This window comes from Pseudomonas sp. GV085, from assembly GCF_003050925.1.
GTDB lineage: Bacteria > Pseudomonadota > Gammaproteobacteria > Pseudomonadales > Pseudomonadaceae > Aquipseudomonas.
Genome location: NZ_QAOV01000013.1, coordinates 86,622 through 102,716, shown reverse-complemented (window position 1 = coordinate 102,716; position 16,095 = coordinate 86,622). Strand labels below are relative to the sequence as shown.

The following is a 16,095-nucleotide window of genomic DNA, read 5'->3' as shown; positions in this document are numbered from 1 at the left end:
ACTTCAAGGAACCCAGTTATGAGCGAAGCAATTCGTTACGAAAAAGGCCAGGACCAGATCGTGGTCCTGACCATCGACATACCGGGCCAGAGCGCCAACACCATGAACGCGGTGTACCGCGAGGCCATGACTGACTGCGTTGCGCGCCTGGTGGCCGACAAGGACAGCATCGCCGGTGTGATCATCACCTCGGCCAAGAAGACTTTCTTCGCTGGCGGCGACCTCAATGAACTGATCAAGGTCGGCAAGCCCGAAGCCAAAGCCTTCTACGACATGGTGCTGACCCTCAAGGGCCAGTTGCGCACCCTGGAAACCCTCGGCAAACCGGTGGTCGCGGCGATCAACGGCGCGGCACTCGGCGGCGGCTGGGAAATCTGTTTGGCCTGCCATCATCGCGTGGCGCTGGACAATCCATCGGTGCAACTCGGCCTGCCGGAAGTCACCCTCGGCCTGCTGCCGGGCGGCGGTGGCGTGGTGCGCATGGTGCGCATGCTCGGCCTGGAAAAGGCCCTGCCGTATCTGCTCGAAGGCAAGCGGGTGCGGCCGCAACAGGCATTGCAGGCAGGGTTGATCGACGAACTGGCGAGCGATCACGAGGACTTGCTGGTCAAGGCGAAGGCGTGGATTCTCGCTAACCCGACGGCGATACAACGCTGGGATGTGAAGGGCTACCAGATTCCGGGCGGTACACCGTCAAGCCCGAAAGTCGCCCAGATGCTGGCGATTGCACCCTCGATCCTGCGCAGTAAAACCCAGGGCACGATGCCCGCGCCGGAGAAAATCCTCTGTGCGGCGGTCGAGGGCGCCCAGGTGGATTTCGACACGGCGCACTTGATCGAAACCCGGTATTTCACCGAACTGACCACTGGCCAGGTCTCGAAAAACCTGATTGGCACGTTCTGGTTCCAGCTCAACGAAATCAATGCCGGAGGCTCGCGGCCTCAAGGTTTTGAACCGTATGTCACCCGCAAAGTCGGCGTGCTCGGCGCTGGGATGATGGGTGCGGGGATTGCGTTTGTCAGCGCATCGGCAGGTATCGAGGTGGTGCTCAAGGACATCAACCTCGCCGCGGCAGAGAGGGGCAAGGCGCATTCGGCGGCGCTGCTGGACAGGAAAGTCGCTCGCGGACAAATGAGCATCGAGCAACGCGACACCGTTCTTTCACGCATTCAAACCAGCGAAAGCGATGCCGACCTGGCCGGTTGCGACCTGATCATCGAGGCCGTGTTCGAGGATCGAGATTTGAAGGCCAAGGTCTCGTTGGCGGCACAGAAAGTCGTCGGCGCGGACGCAGTGATCGCTTCCAACACCTCGACCTTGCCGATCAGCGGCCTGGCGTGCGCCGTGCCCGACCAGAGCAAGTTCATCGGCCTGCATTTTTTCAGCCCCGTGGAAAAAATGCAGCTGGTGGAAATCATCAAGGGCGCCAACACCAGCGACGAAACCCTGGCCCGCGGATTCGATTACGTCCTGCAAATCAGGAAAACCCCGATTGTGGTCAATGACAGCCGCGGTTTCTTCACCTCAAGGGTGTTCGGCACCTTCACCAACGAAGGCATCGCCATGCTGGGTGAAGGCATCAACGCGGCGATGATAGAGACTGAAGCGCGCAAAGCCGGCATGCCGGTAGGACCGCTTGCGATCTCTGACGAGGTTTCCCTCAGCCTGATGAGCCATATCCGCCTGCAAACCGCCAAGGACTTGCAAGCAGAAGGGAAACCGCTGATAGAACATCCAGCATTTTCTGTGATTGACGTGCTGCTCAATGAGTTCAAGCGTCTGGGCAAGGCTGCCGGTGGAGGTTTCTACGAGTATCCGGTGGGCGGCCAGAAACACTTGTGGCCGGAGTTGAAGACGCGCTTCGAGAAAACCGACGGACAGATTTCGCCGAAGGATGTGCGTGATCGCTTGCTGTTCGTGCAAGCCATCGAAACAGTGCGCTGCGTGGAGGAGGGCGTGTTGACCTCGACGGCGGATGCCAACGTTGGCTCGATCTTCGGTATCGGGTTCGCACCATGGACCGGTGGTGCGCTGCAGTTCATCAACCAGTACGGGGTGCACGACTTTGTCGCCCGTGCCCAGTACCTGACCAGGCAATATGGCGAGCGGTTCGCACCGCCTGCACTGCTGCTGGAAAAAGCGGCGAAAGGGGAGATCTTCTAAGGGCTCGATGACGCATTTCGGGGCTTGCCTTGTCACAGTGTTTCAAGGCAGGCTCTGGGGTGTGCATTATTCCCATCACGTGTCAGGTATTTTTTATGTCGTTACGCATCTGCATTCTGGAAACCGACCACCTGCGTCCGGAATTGGTTGACCAATATCAGGGCTACGGGCAGATGTTCAAACACCTGTTTTCGCAGCAACCGATTGCCGCCGAGTTCACGGTCTACAACGTGGTGCAGGGTGAATACCCAGGCGACGACCTGACATTCGACGCCTACCTGGTGACGGGCAGCAAGGCCGATTCATTCGGCACCGACCCGTGGATCGAAACCCTCAAGAAGTATCTGCTGACCCGCTACGAGCGCGGCGACAAATTGCTGGGCGTCTGCTTCGGTCATCAGTTGCTGGCGCTGCTGCTCGGTGGCAAGAGCGAGCGTGCGACCCAAGGCTGGGGCGTCGGCACGCACAACTACAAATTGGCCGCCAAGGCGCCATGGATGAGCCCGGTGCGCGAAGAACTGACGTTGCTGATCAGCCACCAGGATCAGGTCACGTCGCTGCCGGAAAACGCTACGGTCATCGCTTCCAGCGATTTCTGCCCGTATGCCGCTTACCACATCAACGATCAGGTGCTGTGCTTCCAGGGGCATCCGGAATTCATCCACGACTACTCCCGCGCCCTGTTGGAGATTCGCCAGCAGGCACTGGGTGAGCAGGTCTACTCCAAAGGTATCGCGAGCCTGGAACAGGAACACCACGGCGCCACGGTTGCCGAGTGGATGATGCGGTTTGTGGCGCACAAGCCGGCAGCTGATTGAAATTAAAAGCATCGCGAGCAGGCTCGCTCCCACATCGGATTTTCGGTGTCGCGCAGATCAATGTGGGAGCGAGCCTGCTCGCGAAAGTCGTGAACGATAGCGCGTTGAACCAGGTACACAGCGGCGCCCTTGGGTTTTTCGCGAGCGAGCTCGCTCCTACAACCACCCCGACTTCTTGAAACTCGCCCACAACCCCAGACAACCCACCGTAATAAACCCCAGCACTCCGAAATACCCGTAGTGCCAGCTCAACTCCGGTATGTTCTGGAAATTCATTCCATAAATCCCCGCCACCGCCGTCGGGAAGGCCAGGATCGCCGCCCAGGCCGCAAACTTGCGCTGCACCACACTCTGGCGAGAGGCCTCCAACAGCACCCCGACCTCAATCGTCTGGCTGGCAATATCCGCCAGGGTCGTCAGGTCTTCCATCTGCCGCGTGACATGGATCTGCACATCGCGAAAGTAAGGCCGCATGTTTTTATCGATAAACGGGAAGCTCAGCCTCTGCAATTCCTCCCCGATCTCAATCATCGGTGCCACATAACGACGCAAGCGCAAAACATCACGACGCAGGCCATGTAGTCTCTGGATGTCGTAGTCATTCAACGAGCCGCATAACACATTGCCCTCCAGCTCATCGATTTCCCCGTGAATGGCTTCGCCCATCGGCTGGTAGTTCTCGATCACGAAATCGAGGATGGCATAAAGTACGAAATCTTCCCCGTGCTCAAGCAACAGCGGACGCGCCTCACAGCGTTGTCGGACATGGGCGTAGGACGCTGAGTGGCCGTTGCGCGCAGTAATGATGTAGCCATTGCCGGCAAAGATATGTGTCTCGATGAACTCGAGTTTGCCTTCATGGCGGATGGGCGAATAGGTCACGATGAACAGCGCATCGCCGAAGGTTTCCAGCTTCGGCCGGCTGTGCTTTTCCAGGGCGTCTTCGATGGCCAGTTCGTGCAGGTTGAACTGACGTTGCAGATTGTAGAGTTCCTCGGCGTTCGGCTCCTCGAGGCCGATCCAGACAAAGTGTCCTGGCTTTGCCGCCCAGGCTGCGCCTTCGTCGAGGGTGATATTGGTGACTCTCTTACCGGCGCTATAAACCGCTGAAGCAACAACTCTACCCATGATTGTGATTCACTTCTTTTGGCAGCTTTTAATTAGCAGCAAATGCAATGGCAGTGTTGATCAGCTTAGCCTTGTCAGTGTTTGAGAGTCAGTTAATTCTGCTGTGTTCGTCGGTAAAGACTTGCAGGCAAAAGAAAACCCGCACCAGGCGGGTTTTCTTTTTTCAGGCAGCTTGCAGTTGCCGGTCCATCGATTCGATGCATTCACGCATCTGTTCGCGGCACTGGGCAATCAGCAGGGGCATGTCGTCCAGGCTCAATCCGGCGGTGGGAATCGCCGGCAACGAACGAATCAGAATTTTCCCGCTGCGCCAACGGTTCAATCGCATGTGTTTGACGTAACTGCTGACACACACCGGCACGATCGGCACCCCGGCGGCAATGGCCATCTGGAAGGCGCCTTTCTTGAAGGGCAGCAAGTCCTCGCCCAGGTTGCGCGTGCCTTCCGGGAAAACCCAGATCGAGGTGTCTTTGTTTTGCAGGGTGTGGGTGGTGGTCAACATCGACTTGCGCGCCTTTTGTGCATTGCCGCGGTCGATCAGCACATTGCCGGCCAGCCAGAACAGTTGCCCGAACAGCGGTACCCATTTCAGGCTCTTTTTGCCGATGCACACGGTGCGGCGGGGCACCACGTTGCCAAACATAAACAGGTCGTAGTTGGACTGGTGATTGGCGATGATCACGCAACTGTCCGGTTTATCCATCAACGGCCCGACTTCGGCCTTCACCTGCAAACGCAAAATACACATGGCCGGCCATGCATACAGGCGTGCGCACAGACGGCTGTTGTCCGGGTTGAATGGCCGGCACAGGCCGAGAATCACACCCAGCACACCCGCCACGATAAAGTGCAGGGCCATCAATGACATACGGAACAAAAACAGCATTTACAGGCCCCACCGGGACAAAAGGTGGCGCAGTGTACGGATGTGCACTGTTTTCGGCAATTACTGCCAGGGAAGCGGAAGATAGCCGATGTTTGTGCTGATGTTTCCGACCAATCGGTCAGAAGCGATCCAGAGCGGTTACAGAGGTTTAACCGAGGCATGTATAAAGAGGCATGTATGAAAAAGCCCGACACGATGGTCAGGCTTTTCGTTGTAGCAGATCCGGGCTTAACCCAAATGTACCTGATCCTGGATGATTGCGTTGTCCAGGGCCTCCAGCAGCGCTTTGCGTACTTTCAATTTGGTGTTCTTGTGCGCGGTCATGTTGATCTTCTTCAACTGGCGAGCCGCCGCCAGTGCTGCGCCTTGCAGTTCTTCAGCCGAGACCACGACATCAAGGAAACCGGCAGCCACGGCGCCTTGTGGACTGAACATCTCGCCGTTGACCACCGAACGCTGCAGCGCCACTTTGTTCAGGCGGTCACGGGCGATCTCGATGCCCGCGTGGTGCATGGTCATGCCGATCTGCACTTCGTTCAGGCCGATGCTGAACGCACCGTCTACACCGATGCGATAGTCGGCCGACAACAGCAGAAACGCGCCCTTGGCCACCGCATGCCCCGGGCACGCAACGATCACCGGGAAGGGGTGCGACAGCAGGCGGCGGGCCAGTGTCGAGCCGGAGGTCACCAGTGCCACGGCTTCTTTAGGTCCGGCCGTCATCACCTTCAGGTCATAACCACCGGAGAGAATGCCCGGCTGGCCAGTAATGATCACCACCGCACGATCAGTCACTGCCTGATCCAGCGCAGCGTTGAACTCGGCAATCACATCCGGGGAAATGGCATTGACCTTGCCATTGCTCAAGGTCAGGGTCGCGATACCGTCTTCGAGATGGTAGGAAATCAACTCACTCATGACGCTATTCCTTTCAATAAAGTTGGGCAGACGTTACCCACCGCCGCAGGCCAGGTAAAGCGCCGTGACTGACCCGCCAGTCACCCTTTGCCTGCCCGCCAGGCGCAGCCCGCCGTGCCTGCCGCGCATTCCCCTCTATATAGAAGAGGGCACGAAGCCGGAGATTGGCCGGTTTGCCATGGCCACGAGCGACCGGAAATGCTGAATCGCGTTAACCGCATGAAAATTCTGAAAAAAATGTTTGCCATCGGAAAAGCTTTCGACTACATTAGCGCGCCTCGACAGACAGAACTTGTTTGAAGAGATACGGTGAAGTGTCCGAGTGGCTTAAGGAGCACGCCTGGAAAGTGTGTATACAGGAAACTGTATCGAGAGTTCGAATCTCTCCTTCACCGCCACATTTAAACGTTAGAGCCCCGATTATTCGGGGCTTTTTCGTATCTGCGGTTCTGAAAAATTCAGCCCATGCTTTGGCCCATACCTTGGGCGGCTCAGCGTTTTGCGACCAAAGGCTGATTTTTCGACAGTTTCCAAGCGGTGTACATCATTCGACGCGCTGTATTTCAGCAATGATCCCCGCATCGCGTAAGTCCAAGGCATAGCCCTCTGCACCACTGGCTGATTCCAACACCAGGTGTATGAGGCTGCCTTCGATGATCTTGAGATGGAGTATCAGGCGGATCACCGGTAGCGATCCGCGAGAATGCTTACTCTGGCATTGTCCAGGATTGTAGCTTGTAGCCCTCCTGGCTTAACTCGGCGCGCACCTCTTCCAGCAGGCTTTCCAGCTGCGCCGGGTCGGAATAGGCACTGCTTGGAACCTGTTTGCGACAAATGTGAGTGCTGGCCCGGTCGATGACAGTCAGACTGAGTTCACCATTACCGCCTTGCGCAGCCCAGGCGACGCATTGAAAAGGTTCGAATGCGTGGCCGGCAATCAAAAGTGCTTCGTTGATGCGCAACGCGGTGCTCATGGGGCCTCTCTCCTTGTACCGAAACAAATGATCCGCAGTTGACCTGCTGCATGAAGTCATGCAGCAGGGAATTTCAGGCTTTCATTGCTTTACATAACTGCCTGGCGCCGGCTCCAGCGGCGGGAATTTGTCATTCCCTATGTGCGCAACCGCTGGTTGGCGCTCGCCGGAATGTCCCGCCAGCCAGTTGAACCAATCATTCCACCAGCTACCGGGCTGCTGCTCAGCATTCTTGAACCAGGTTTCCGGGTTTTTCGTGACTCGATTATTGGTCCAGTAATGGCGCTTCTGCTTGGCCGGTGGATTGATGACGCCGGCGATATGCCCTGAAGCTCCTAATACAAAACGCTTGGTCCCGGAGAGCAGGTTGGTGCTGGCGTAGGCGCTTTTCCAGGGCACGATGTGATCGTCATGGGTTGCGAGGATGTAAGCGGGAGCGTCAATTGCACGCAAATCAAGCTTGACCCCACAGCACTCCAGCTCGCCTGATTTCAAATCGTTCTGCAGATAGGTGTGGCGCAGATACCAGCAGTACATCGGCCCCGGAAGGTTGGTGCTGTCGTTGTTCCAGAACAGCAGATCAAGCGGGATCGGCTTCTGCCCCTTGAGGTATTTGTCGACGTTGTAGTTCCACCACAGCTCGTTGGGGCGCAGTAGGGAAAAGGTATTGCCCATGTCCTCACCGCGAAACAGACCGATGGGACCATTCATGCCGCCGATGGTGCGCTCTCGATAGGCCACCAGTTCTTCGTCGACGAATATGTCGATGGGGCCGGTATCCAGGTAGTCAAGGAACGTGGTGAACAGGCTCACGCTGGCGATCTCTCTGTCGCCGCGTGCAGCAAGTACTGCCAGCGCCGTGCTCAGCAGGGTGCCGCCGATACAGAAGCCCACGCAATTGAGTCGCTGCTCGCCACTGATATCGCGGGTCACCTGCAAGGCGTCGATTACCCCGTGCTCAATCAGGTCATCCCAGGTGGTGCCAGCGTGTTCCTCGTCAAAGTTGCGCCAGGACATCAGGAATACGGGATGTCCCTGTTCCAGCAGGTGGCGGACCATCGAGTTGTCCGGGCGCAGATCGAGGATGTAGTACTTGTTGATCGAGGGAGGTACGACGAATACCGGGTGTCGGTACTGGGTTTCGCTTTGCGGGTAGTACTGAATCAGCTGGAATAGGTGATTCTCAAAGACGATCTCGCCGGGGGTGTTGGCCAGATCGACGCCAACCTTGAAGGCGCCGCTATCACACTGGCGCATTTTGCCTTCGTTCATGTCGCTGGCCAGATGCTGCATACCTGTGAGCAGGCTGGCACCTTGAGTCTCAACCACACGCTGAAGCGCATCGGGGTTACTGACCAGGAAATTGCTTGGCGCACTGGCGGCAATGGCTTGCTCCACCAGATAGCGCAGGCGTTGGCGCGGTTTTTTTTCGTCGATCAGCAGCTTGTCGAGCAGCTTCAGAAGAAAGCTGGAATTGAGCAGGTAAAACGCAGCAAGGGAGCCGAACAGTGGCTCGCTCCAGTTGCCGCTGGAGAAGCGTCGATCATCGAAGCTGAAGGGTTGGCCGGTCAGCAGTTTTTGGCCGAGTTGGCCCCATTGAACCTGGTAGTCCGCTTGAAGGCTGTCCAGGGTTTCGCGAGGTAACTCGAACCAGGCGCCGTGCTCATGCCCGGAAAACCACGGATTGGTGCTGACCCATAGGCGTAATTGTTGCACTGCAAAGGAAGCGATGAACGGAACCTGGCCTGACCAATAGGTTTTGAATGTATGCGCGTTGTTGTCCATAAAGTTCCTTGCCCATACAGATGAGCCGGGCAGAAAAAAAGCCGCGCTTTGCCGGACTCCGGCGTAGCGACGGCAGGAATGCGGGCAGCGTTGTCTGACGCCAACCTGACGCCAATCTGATGCGCGGAACAAGGGTCCCAAGTCCGCGCATGGGCTACCCGGATGCCGTTGGTTAGCGCTCGATAGCCAGGCCGACGCCTTGTCCGCCGCCGATGCACAAAGTGGCCAGCCCCTTCTTGCCGTCGCGACGGATCAGTTCGTGTACCAGCGACACCAGAATCCGTGCACCCGACGCGCCGATCGGATGGCCAAGGGCGATTGCGCCGCCGTTGACGTTGACCTTGCTGGTGTCCCAACCCAGCTCTTTACCAACTGCCAGCGCCTGGGCGGCGAAGGCTTCATTGGCTTCAATCAGGTCCAGGTCCTCGACACTCCAGCCGGCCTTTTGCAGAGTCAGACGTGTAGCCGGGACTGGGCCGATGCCCATGATCGACGGGTCCACGCCGGCGCTGGCATAGGCTTTGATTCGTGCCAGTACCGGAAGGCCCAGCGCTTGTGCTTTAGCGGCGCTGGCCAGCAACAGCACGGCCGCACCATCGTTGAGGGTCGAAGCGTTGCCGGCGGTCACGCTGCCGTCTTTCTGGAATGCCGGTTTGAGTTTCGCCAACGCTTGCGCAGTGCTGTCGATACGCGGCTGTTCGTCGGTGTCGAAGACCAGCGGTTCGCCCTTGCGCTGAGGAATCAGGATCGGGGTGATTTCGCTCTGGAAGCGCCCGCCCTCAATGGCTGCGGCGGCCTTCTGTTGCGAGGCGGCAGAGAAGGCATCCTGTGCTTCACGAGAGATCTCGTACTTCTGCGCCAGATTCTCGGCGGTGATACCCATGTGGTAGTCGTTGAAGGCGTCCCACAGGCCATCCTGGATCATGCTGTCTTGCAGTTGCGCATGGCCCATACGCAAGCCGGTGCGTGCCTTGGGCAGAACATAGGGGGCCAGACTCATGTTTTCCTGACCGCCAGCGATGACCAGTTCCGCGTCGCCGCAACGGATTGCCTGGACGGCAAGATGGACCGCCTTGAGACCAGAGCCGCAGACCTTGTTCAAGGTCAGGGCAGGCGTGGTGTGTGGCAAGCCAGCCTTGATCGCGGTCTGGCGTGCCGGGTTCTGCCCAGCGCCGGCAGTGAGAACCTGGCCGAGAATCACTTCATCAATTTGAGCAGCATCGATACCCGTCTGCTCCAGCAAGCGACGAATCACTGCGGCACCCAGTTCGGTTGCGGGAATTGCAGATAGAGCACCCTGGAAGCTGCCAATGGCGGTACGAGTAGCGGCAACGATTACGACTTCGTTCATGCGTGACCTCATCGAAAAGACAAAATTCGTCGAGCAAACCAGGGCATTCCTGCCCTGATCGGGGGTTATTGCATGTTCATGCCGCCGTTTACCGAGAAATCGGCACCGGTGCTGTAGGCGGACTCATCGGAAGCCAGCCAGGCCACGATTGAGGCGATCTCTTCGGGTTGGCCAAGGCGACCAACCGGAGTTGCTGCGATCATGCCTTCCAGAATGTCCGGGCGAATTGCCGCGGTCATGGAGGTCTGGATGTAGCCTGGGGATACGGTATTGACGGTCACGCCCTTGCCGGAGACTTCCCGGGCCAGTGCCATGGTGAAACCATGGATGCCAGCCTTGGCGGCGGAGTAGTTGGTCTGGCCGAACTGGCCACGTTGACCGTTGATCGAGGAGATGTTGATGATCCGCCCCCAGCCTTTGGACAACATGCCTTCAATGACCTGCTTGGTGGTGTTGAACAAGCCCGTCAGGTTGGTCCCGATCACGCTGTTCCAGTCTTCCGGGGTGAGCTTGCGAAAAGACGCGTCGCGGGTGATGCCGGCGTTGTTGACCAGCACATCGATCGGGCCGAATTGTTCACGGGCCATCTCGAAAGCCTTGCGGGTTGACTCCCAATCGGTGACGTCGCCATAGATGAACTCGAACTCGTAACCCGCCTCCAGTTGGCTGGCGCGCCAGTCGTTCTTGCGGCTGGAATCGGAGCTGCAGCCTACGATTACCTTGAATCCTTCCTTGTATAGACGTTGGCTGATTGCCGTACCGATACCGCCCATACCACCCGTTACCAAAGCAATGCGACTACGCGATTCCATACATCTACTCCATTTTTTTGCGCTGCAGGAGAGAAGATTGTTCGATATCGACGGGCCGTGCGGAAGTGTTTGAAGGTGACGTTCTCCTGTCCATCGGTGCCACGCGGGTGTTTTGGCCTGCTGGCAAAAAAATGAGGAGCACCCATACTTGGATCAACTCTTAAAACTCAATGGATAGTTAATATTCCTGAAACACTGTTGAAATATGTTCAGTGCATGTCAGTATCGGCTCCGGACAGGACGTTCGGTTCCATTGGTCAATGAGGACGCCATGTATAGAATGAGTTCGGGTTATGCCAGCATGCTGGCGAATACGTTTCTGGCCCAAGGACTGGATCTTGCCGGTCTGTGCCAGGAGGCGGGACTGGATGTCGGGTTCGTGAGTCAACCAGGAGCATTCTGCGAGCGAAGCATTATCTATAGTCTTTGGGACTTGGCTGTTCAGGCTTCGGATGATCTGAATATCGGTTTGAAAGCCTACGGGGAATTCCATCCCAGTAGTTTTCAGATCGTGGGCTACACGATGATGTCCAGTTCGAATCTGAAAAGAGCGCTTGAACGTCTGGTTCGTTTCAGCCCGTTGATTGGTACCGGATTCAGCCTTTTCCTTGTCAAGGAGCAGCAGCATTACCGATTGGCCAGTCTCGATCATCAGCAACATGGCTCGGTCAAACCCCGGCAATACACGGATGCAGCCTTGGCTTCGCTGCTGGGTTTCTGCCATTGGCTGGCAGGTGGCAAGTCACCGCAACCGTTGAGTGTGGAGTTCACTTATCCCGAACCTGAAGACACTTCGGAGCATCAGCGGCTTTTTGGCTGTCCGCTGAGTTTCGGGGCGGCATATGACAGCATCTTGTTCGATGGCCAGGAGCTTCTGAGTCCGTTGAGCATGGCCAACGAGGCGTTGGCCACACTCCATGACAGTTTTGCCGAGGCTCAATTGGACCTGTTGTCCGGTTACTCTATGGTTGGCAGGATTCGCGCGCTGATTACCGAGCGCTTGAGCCAGGGGCAAGGCCAAGGGCAATGTGATATGGAATCGATTGCGGCGGCACTGAATATCAGCAAGCGAACGCTTCAACGAGGCCTTGAGAAGGATGGCACGCAATTCAAGGACGTCCTGAACGATGTGCGCCGGCAGATGGCTGACTTCTATTTGCGCCATTCTCATTTCAACATGAAGCATGTGACTTACCTGCTCGGTTTTCATGATCACAGCAGCTTCCATAAGGCATGCACCCGTTGGTTCGGTATGACCCCCGGTCAGTATCGAACCGACGAGTTGTCGCCTGTGGTCGAAAAAGTCGCGCGGGTCCGATCCATGAACCTCATCGGTCTGTCCAGAGATCATAAGGTCGCAGGCTTCACCGAACGGATTCACCGCTAATCCCTTGTGAAGGGTCATTGAGGCTTGGGGCCTGTTGTGCCTTTGCGCGCTTTGCGCTTCGGGGCTTTAACTACGTTGGCAGGAGCGGGCGGCGGTGTGATCTGCGGCGCTGCAGGTGGCTGCGAAGGGGGCTCCTGCGCGATGACAACTGTTTCACCGGGTGGTTGGGTCAGGCTGAAGCCCGGCAGGGGGACTTCGAGCAGCGCGTGCAGTTCACGCCAGAATTCGCCTTCAGCTCCAACGGTCGCCAGCAGTTCAGGCATCAATTGCCCAACGGCTGTCAGGACCTGTTGGCGCTCCTTTGCCTCTGGTAGCAACAAAGGCAGGCTGCGCAAGCTTTCTTGCGGGTGGGCGAAAACCAGCAGGTTCTGCAATCGGATGGCTTCGCGCAGGGCAGTGGGCTCATTGCTGTAATCCTGGACCAGCAGGTGCACCTGCTGGATCAGCTTCTCGATGCTTTCCTTGCCCGCCTTGTCGCTGTCGCGGCCCAGCAAAAACAGAATCCGCACCAATGCTTCCAGAGGGCCGCCATGAGGCAGCGCATCCTGCAGGCGTTCGATCAGGGCCTGGTCCAGCTGGTCGGCATGTGCCTGGAGATTTCGCACAGGCTTGTTACCGGTGAAGGCACTCAGTGCGCCGTAAATGCCGTAAAAACACAGCTCCTGAGTGGCGTCACGCACATCGCGATAAGCATTCAGGGCGTCTTGCATCTGGTTGGAGAACAGCTCCTGCCAGGCCAGCAACGGGTTGTCTTTGCGTGCGGGACGACGATCGCTGCTCACTTGGGAGGCGGTCCCGGCTAACCACCACAGCGCCGGATTCAGGCTGCTCCATAGCACTTGCTGCTGATGGAAGGGGTGCGCCCTGCGCAACAGTTCGGCAATTGGCTCGTTGACGATCTGACGCAGCCACGGACGTATGAACCCGTCGTAAAACGCGCTGTTGATTTCAGAGGCGCGCTCCACCAGAGAGAATTCGCGATCGTCATCACGGGCCGGCTCGACGTCATCATGGATATCGGCGATTCGCCTTGATTCGAAACGCACTCGGTATTGCATGTCATCGCTGCCTGAGGAGGTTGGCAGATCGTCAATCAGCATTTCATACAGTCCCGCCGGCAGCGCCTTGATGGCTTCGACCGCGCCGAGCATCCCACGGTGTTCGCGCCGCGCCACCTTGCCGGAAACAAAAATGCCTAAATGGCCGATGCTGGCGTGCCGCAGGTAGACGATGGTACGTCCTGCGTCATGCAAAGCGAGATCGCTGGGATAGGCATCGGCGATCCAGTTCAATGCCTGCTGGGGAGGGGTGATGTTGTCTCCGTAGGAACAGAACACCACCACCGGTGCTTCGATACGTTTCAGGTCAATGCCGGTGCTCTTGCGGCCGAGACCGCCGGACAACTGGTTGCCGATGAAAAGGTCATCGACAATCATCTCGATCTCTTCGCCATTGAGCAGGGTCGGGCTGCCCCACCAGCGTTCGAAGTCGAGGAAGCGCGCAGCCTCGCTGTCGACCTGGCTGAACAACTGGTAGTACTTGCCCCAATAGGTGTTGGCCGGGTCCAGGTTTTCGAAATTGCTGACCAGCCAGGTACCGTCGAAACGGCCATTGCCCAGGTCGCTGCCCAAGCGAGCCATCCAGCCGCCACCCAGCAGGCCACCGGTGTAGCGCATCGGATTGCGTCCATTGACACCGGCCCAATATGACAAGGGGGCACCATTGATAATGATCAATCCCGGTAGTTCCGGCCGTGTTGCCGCCAGCCCCATCAAGGCCCAGCCGGCCTGGCAGTTACCGATGATGATCGGCTTGCTGTTGGCCGGGTGAAGGGCGCTGACGACTTCGATGAACCGGGCCTGGGCTTCGACGATATCGGCCAGGGTTTGCCCAGGCTGTGGCGAGTGACTGAAAGAGATGAAATAGGTGGGGTGGCCGGCTCTGAGGCTTTCACCTAATACCGAATCCTGTTTGAAGCCGCCGATTCCGGAGCCGTGGCCGCCGCGTGGGTCAATGATGATCACCGGCTGGCCGTTGCTGTCGATTCTTTGCTCTGGTCCGGGGAGGATTTGCAGCAGTGAATAGTTGACCGGGCGCGGGAGATCGGAGCCGGCGATCAGGGTTTCATGATCGAACTTGAGCAGCAGTGGATACCCGGCGCATTCATGGGCCTGCGTATTGTCGCCGCGCTGGCGCAGGGTGTCCCAGAACAGCAGGCTGCGTTGGCCGAGGTCGGTGAAGTATTCCTGCCAGTCAGTGGGCGTGGGTTGTCTGAGCTGACCCCGCTTCAGAGGCGCGAGGGTTTTTTCCTGGCGCTGACGCAAAGCATCAAGGACGTTCAGGGTATTGAGCTGCTGCAGATGACTCAGGTGTTCGAACAGGCCGCGCTGAGAGGAGGTTTTTTCATATTGCGATGCAATAATATCTTCCTGGCCCATGGTGATCTCCTGGCGTGATGCATGAGAAGAAGCTGCCTGCGCCTCATTAATAAACAGGGCTTGGCTGGCTGTTCGATGTTAGGAGTCTATAGCGAAAAGAGGCAGGAGAAGAAAATTTTTTGTGCGCTGCACAAGAAATCATTGCCAAACGGATTTGTGCACTGCAATATCAAGGCTAACGCGATGACCGGCAGGATCGCTATCGCGTCCTCTGGCCCATGTAGGCCTTCCAGCATCAGGAGATTCAAGCATGTCTTTTTTTAACTCGGAAAAATTGCAAGACGCTCAGAAAGCCAACCTAGACCTCCTGCAGCAAATCAGCGGCAAAATCTTCTCCAGTGTTGAACAGTTCAGCCAATTGCAGTTCAAGACATTGCAGGCCGCCACCGAGGAGCAGTTCGACGGCTTTCGCAAGCTGCTGGCAGTCCGTGATCTACAAGGGCTCGCCGAGCTCCAGACTTCTTTCACCCAGCCAAATGTGCAAGTCGAACGCCTGGCTGAGTTCAATCGCCAAGTGCAAGCGTTGATTGTCGGCACTCACTCGGAAATCGCCAAACTGACCTCGCGTCAGGTCGAGGCGGGCACCCAGCAGGTGCAAGAGTTCGTTGAAGTGATCAGCAAGAATGCACCGGCTGGCTCCGAGCCTGTTGTGGCCGCGTTCAAGTCGTCGCTGGCGAATGCCGGTACCGTTTTTGAAAGCGCACAGAATGCCGTAAAACAGGCTGCTGACGTTGCCCAGAGCAGTTTTGACGCGGCGACCGCCGCAGCCGGCAAAACCGCTCCTGCTGCCAAGGCTACAAGCGGTAACAAGTAAGTCACATTAAAGCGGTTACACTGATGGCGATGGGTTTACTCCCCATCGCCATTTTTTTTCGGCCCGCTACCGGCACCTGGCTTGCCTGGTGGCGTGCCGCCGAACAGGCCGAAGAGGTTCTGAGTGTTCAGGTAGAGGGCTTTTGACTGGTCGACATACTGGCGCATCAAATCCTGCATGACCGGTGCTTGCTGGTGCATGAACTCGCTCCAGGCTTCAGATGACTGGGCACCGGTCTGGGACTGGATGTCGATGACCGTCTGGATGCTTTTATCCAGGTAGCTGCCGAGGACGCTCTGGTAGGGACCGTAGAACTGGATAATCCCCATGAGCATCTCGCTGGAGAATATCGGCTCACCGCCACTTTCGGCTTCCAGAATGACCTGCAGCAAAATACTTCGGGTCAGATCCTCGCCAGTCTTGGCGTCGACCACCTCGAACGGGATTTTATCGACGACCAATTGGCGTATATCCGCAAGGGTCAAATGACTGCTGGTGTGCGTGTCATACAGACGGCGATTCGGGTACTTCTTGATCAGACGGGTGGTGTTCCGACTGTTATCTGTCATGCGGGGCTACTCACAGCAAGCCTGATTTGCAGGCATCTTATCCTACTCTGAC

General features: G+C 57.3%; 14 protein-coding genes and 1 tRNA gene. 5 read left to right on the top strand and 10 right to left on the bottom strand.

The genetic code is table 11. From position 1 onward, the window contains the following. Positions 1-18 precede the first annotated feature (18 nt). Together C8K63_RS24100 and C8K63_RS24095 are read left to right on the top strand one after the other, a co-directional pair. Positions 19-2,163: a 3-hydroxyacyl-CoA dehydrogenase NAD-binding domain-containing protein gene (locus C8K63_RS24100; protein WP_108218955.1), complete on the top strand. Its 2,145-nt coding sequence runs from the start codon at positions 19-21 to the stop codon at positions 2,161-2,163. 95 nt (positions 2,164-2,258) lie between these two features. Further along, positions 2,259-2,981 carry an amidotransferase gene (locus C8K63_RS24095; RefSeq protein ID WP_108218954.1) on the top strand — a complete coding sequence of 241 codons (723 nt, stop codon included), beginning with the start codon at positions 2,259-2,261 and terminating at the stop codon, positions 2,979-2,981. Positions 2,982-3,137: 156 nt separating this feature from the next. Here the strand turns inward: C8K63_RS24095 and C8K63_RS24085 are convergent, their stop codons facing one another. The 3 genes from C8K63_RS24085 to C8K63_RS24075 form a co-directional block, all read right to left on the bottom strand. Continuing rightward, the gene (locus tag C8K63_RS24085) at positions 3,138-4,109 is read right to left on the bottom strand and encodes a magnesium and cobalt transport protein CorA (RefSeq protein WP_108218952.1); all 972 of its coding nucleotides are present in this window, start codon (positions 4,107-4,109) and stop codon (positions 3,138-3,140) included. Between the two features lie 163 nt (positions 4,110-4,272). Beyond that, entirely contained in the window at positions 4,273-4,995 is a 723-nt protein-coding gene (locus tag C8K63_RS24080) for a 1-acylglycerol-3-phosphate O-acyltransferase (protein WP_108218951.1), read from the bottom strand. 228 nt (positions 4,996-5,223) lie between these two features. After that, the gene (locus C8K63_RS24075; RefSeq protein ID WP_108218950.1) at positions 5,224-5,913 is read right to left on the bottom strand and encodes a crotonase/enoyl-CoA hydratase family protein; all 690 of its coding nucleotides are present in this window, start codon (positions 5,911-5,913) and stop codon (positions 5,224-5,226) included. Positions 5,914-6,221: 308 nt separating this feature from the next. Here C8K63_RS24075 and C8K63_RS24070 point away from each other — a divergent pair. Then, positions 6,222-6,311, top strand: a tRNA-Ser gene (locus C8K63_RS24070). Between the two features lie 146 nt (positions 6,312-6,457). Here the strand turns inward: C8K63_RS24070 and C8K63_RS30385 are convergent. From C8K63_RS30385 to phbB, 5 genes are all read right to left on the bottom strand, one after another. Next, positions 6,458-6,598 (bottom strand): hypothetical protein, encoded by a 141-nt coding sequence (locus C8K63_RS30385; RefSeq protein WP_158273959.1) that lies wholly within the window; start codon positions 6,596-6,598, stop codon positions 6,458-6,460. Positions 6,599-6,620: 22 nt separating this feature from the next. Further along, positions 6,621-6,887, bottom strand: a complete 267-nt coding sequence (locus tag C8K63_RS24065) for a hypothetical protein (protein WP_108218949.1) — start codon at positions 6,885-6,887, stop codon at positions 6,621-6,623. 81 nt (positions 6,888-6,968) lie between these two features. Next, the gene (gene phaC / locus C8K63_RS24060) at positions 6,969-8,672 is read right to left on the bottom strand and encodes a class I poly(R)-hydroxyalkanoic acid synthase (protein ID WP_108218948.1); all 1,704 of its coding nucleotides are present in this window, start codon (positions 8,670-8,672) and stop codon (positions 6,969-6,971) included. A 172-nt stretch (positions 8,673-8,844) separates the two neighbouring features. Next, positions 8,845-10,023, bottom strand: coding sequence for an acetyl-CoA C-acetyltransferase (locus tag C8K63_RS24055; protein WP_108218947.1), 1,179 nt, complete (start codon positions 10,021-10,023; stop codon positions 8,845-8,847). A gap of 65 nt (positions 10,024-10,088) precedes the next feature. Next, complete coding sequence (gene phbB / locus C8K63_RS24050) at positions 10,089-10,835, bottom strand: acetoacetyl-CoA reductase (protein ID WP_007988010.1); 747 nt, start codon at positions 10,833-10,835, stop codon at positions 10,089-10,091. A 271-nt stretch (positions 10,836-11,106) separates the two neighbouring features. Here phbB and C8K63_RS24045 point away from each other — a divergent pair, with 271 nt between their 5' ends. Then, positions 11,107-12,222, top strand: coding sequence for an AraC family transcriptional regulator (locus C8K63_RS24045; protein ID WP_108218946.1), 1,116 nt, complete (start codon positions 11,107-11,109; stop codon positions 12,220-12,222). A 14-nt stretch (positions 12,223-12,236) separates the two neighbouring features. Here the strand turns inward: C8K63_RS24045 and C8K63_RS24040 are convergent, their stop codons facing one another. After that, positions 12,237-14,660: a DUF3141 domain-containing protein gene (locus tag C8K63_RS24040; protein WP_108218945.1), complete on the bottom strand. Its 2,424-nt coding sequence runs from the start codon at positions 14,658-14,660 to the stop codon at positions 12,237-12,239. Between the two features lie 250 nt (positions 14,661-14,910). Between C8K63_RS24040 and phaP the strand changes: the two genes are divergently transcribed. After that, positions 14,911-15,474, top strand: coding sequence for a TIGR01841 family phasin (gene phaP, locus C8K63_RS24035; protein ID WP_108218944.1), 564 nt, complete (start codon positions 14,911-14,913; stop codon positions 15,472-15,474). Between the two features lie 35 nt (positions 15,475-15,509). Here the strand turns inward: phaP and phaR are convergent, their stop codons facing one another. Beyond that, on the bottom strand, positions 15,510-16,043 hold the full coding sequence (gene phaR, locus C8K63_RS24030; RefSeq protein ID WP_108218943.1) for a polyhydroxyalkanoate synthesis repressor PhaR: 534 nt from the start codon (positions 16,041-16,043) through the stop codon (positions 15,510-15,512). Between the last annotated feature and the right edge of the window lie 52 nt (positions 16,044-16,095).

Coding starts and splice junctions, on each gene's coding strand:
- phaC (WP_108218948.1), bottom strand. CDS start 8,672: ATGGACAACAACGCGCATACATTCAAAACCTATTGGTCAGGCCAGGTT.
- C8K63_RS24100 (WP_108218955.1), top strand. CDS start 19: ATGAGCGAAGCAATTCGTTACGAAAAAGGCCAGGACCAGATCGTGGTC.
- C8K63_RS24065 (WP_108218949.1), bottom strand. CDS start 6,887: ATGAGCACCGCGTTGCGCATCAACGAAGCACTTTTGATTGCCGGCCAC.
- C8K63_RS24040 (WP_108218945.1), bottom strand. CDS start 14,660: ATGGGCCAGGAAGATATTATTGCATCGCAATATGAAAAAACCTCCTCT.
- C8K63_RS24095 (WP_108218954.1), top strand. CDS start 2,259: ATGTCGTTACGCATCTGCATTCTGGAAACCGACCACCTGCGTCCGGAA.
- C8K63_RS24055 (WP_108218947.1), bottom strand. CDS start 10,023: ATGAACGAAGTCGTAATCGTTGCCGCTACTCGTACCGCCATTGGCAGC.
- C8K63_RS24075 (WP_108218950.1), bottom strand. CDS start 5,913: ATGAGTGAGTTGATTTCCTACCATCTCGAAGACGGTATCGCGACCCTG.
- C8K63_RS24080 (WP_108218951.1), bottom strand. CDS start 4,995: ATGCTGTTTTTGTTCCGTATGTCATTGATGGCCCTGCACTTTATCGTG.
- C8K63_RS24085 (WP_108218952.1), bottom strand. CDS start 4,109: ATGGGTAGAGTTGTTGCTTCAGCGGTTTATAGCGCCGGTAAGAGAGTC.
- phbB (WP_007988010.1), bottom strand. CDS start 10,835: ATGGAATCGCGTAGTCGCATTGCTTTGGTAACGGGTGGTATGGGCGGT.
- phaR (WP_108218943.1), bottom strand. CDS start 16,043: ATGACAGATAACAGTCGGAACACCACCCGTCTGATCAAGAAGTACCCG.
- phaP (WP_108218944.1), top strand. CDS start 14,911: ATGTCTTTTTTTAACTCGGAAAAATTGCAAGACGCTCAGAAAGCCAAC.
- C8K63_RS24045 (WP_108218946.1), top strand. CDS start 11,107: ATGTATAGAATGAGTTCGGGTTATGCCAGCATGCTGGCGAATACGTTT.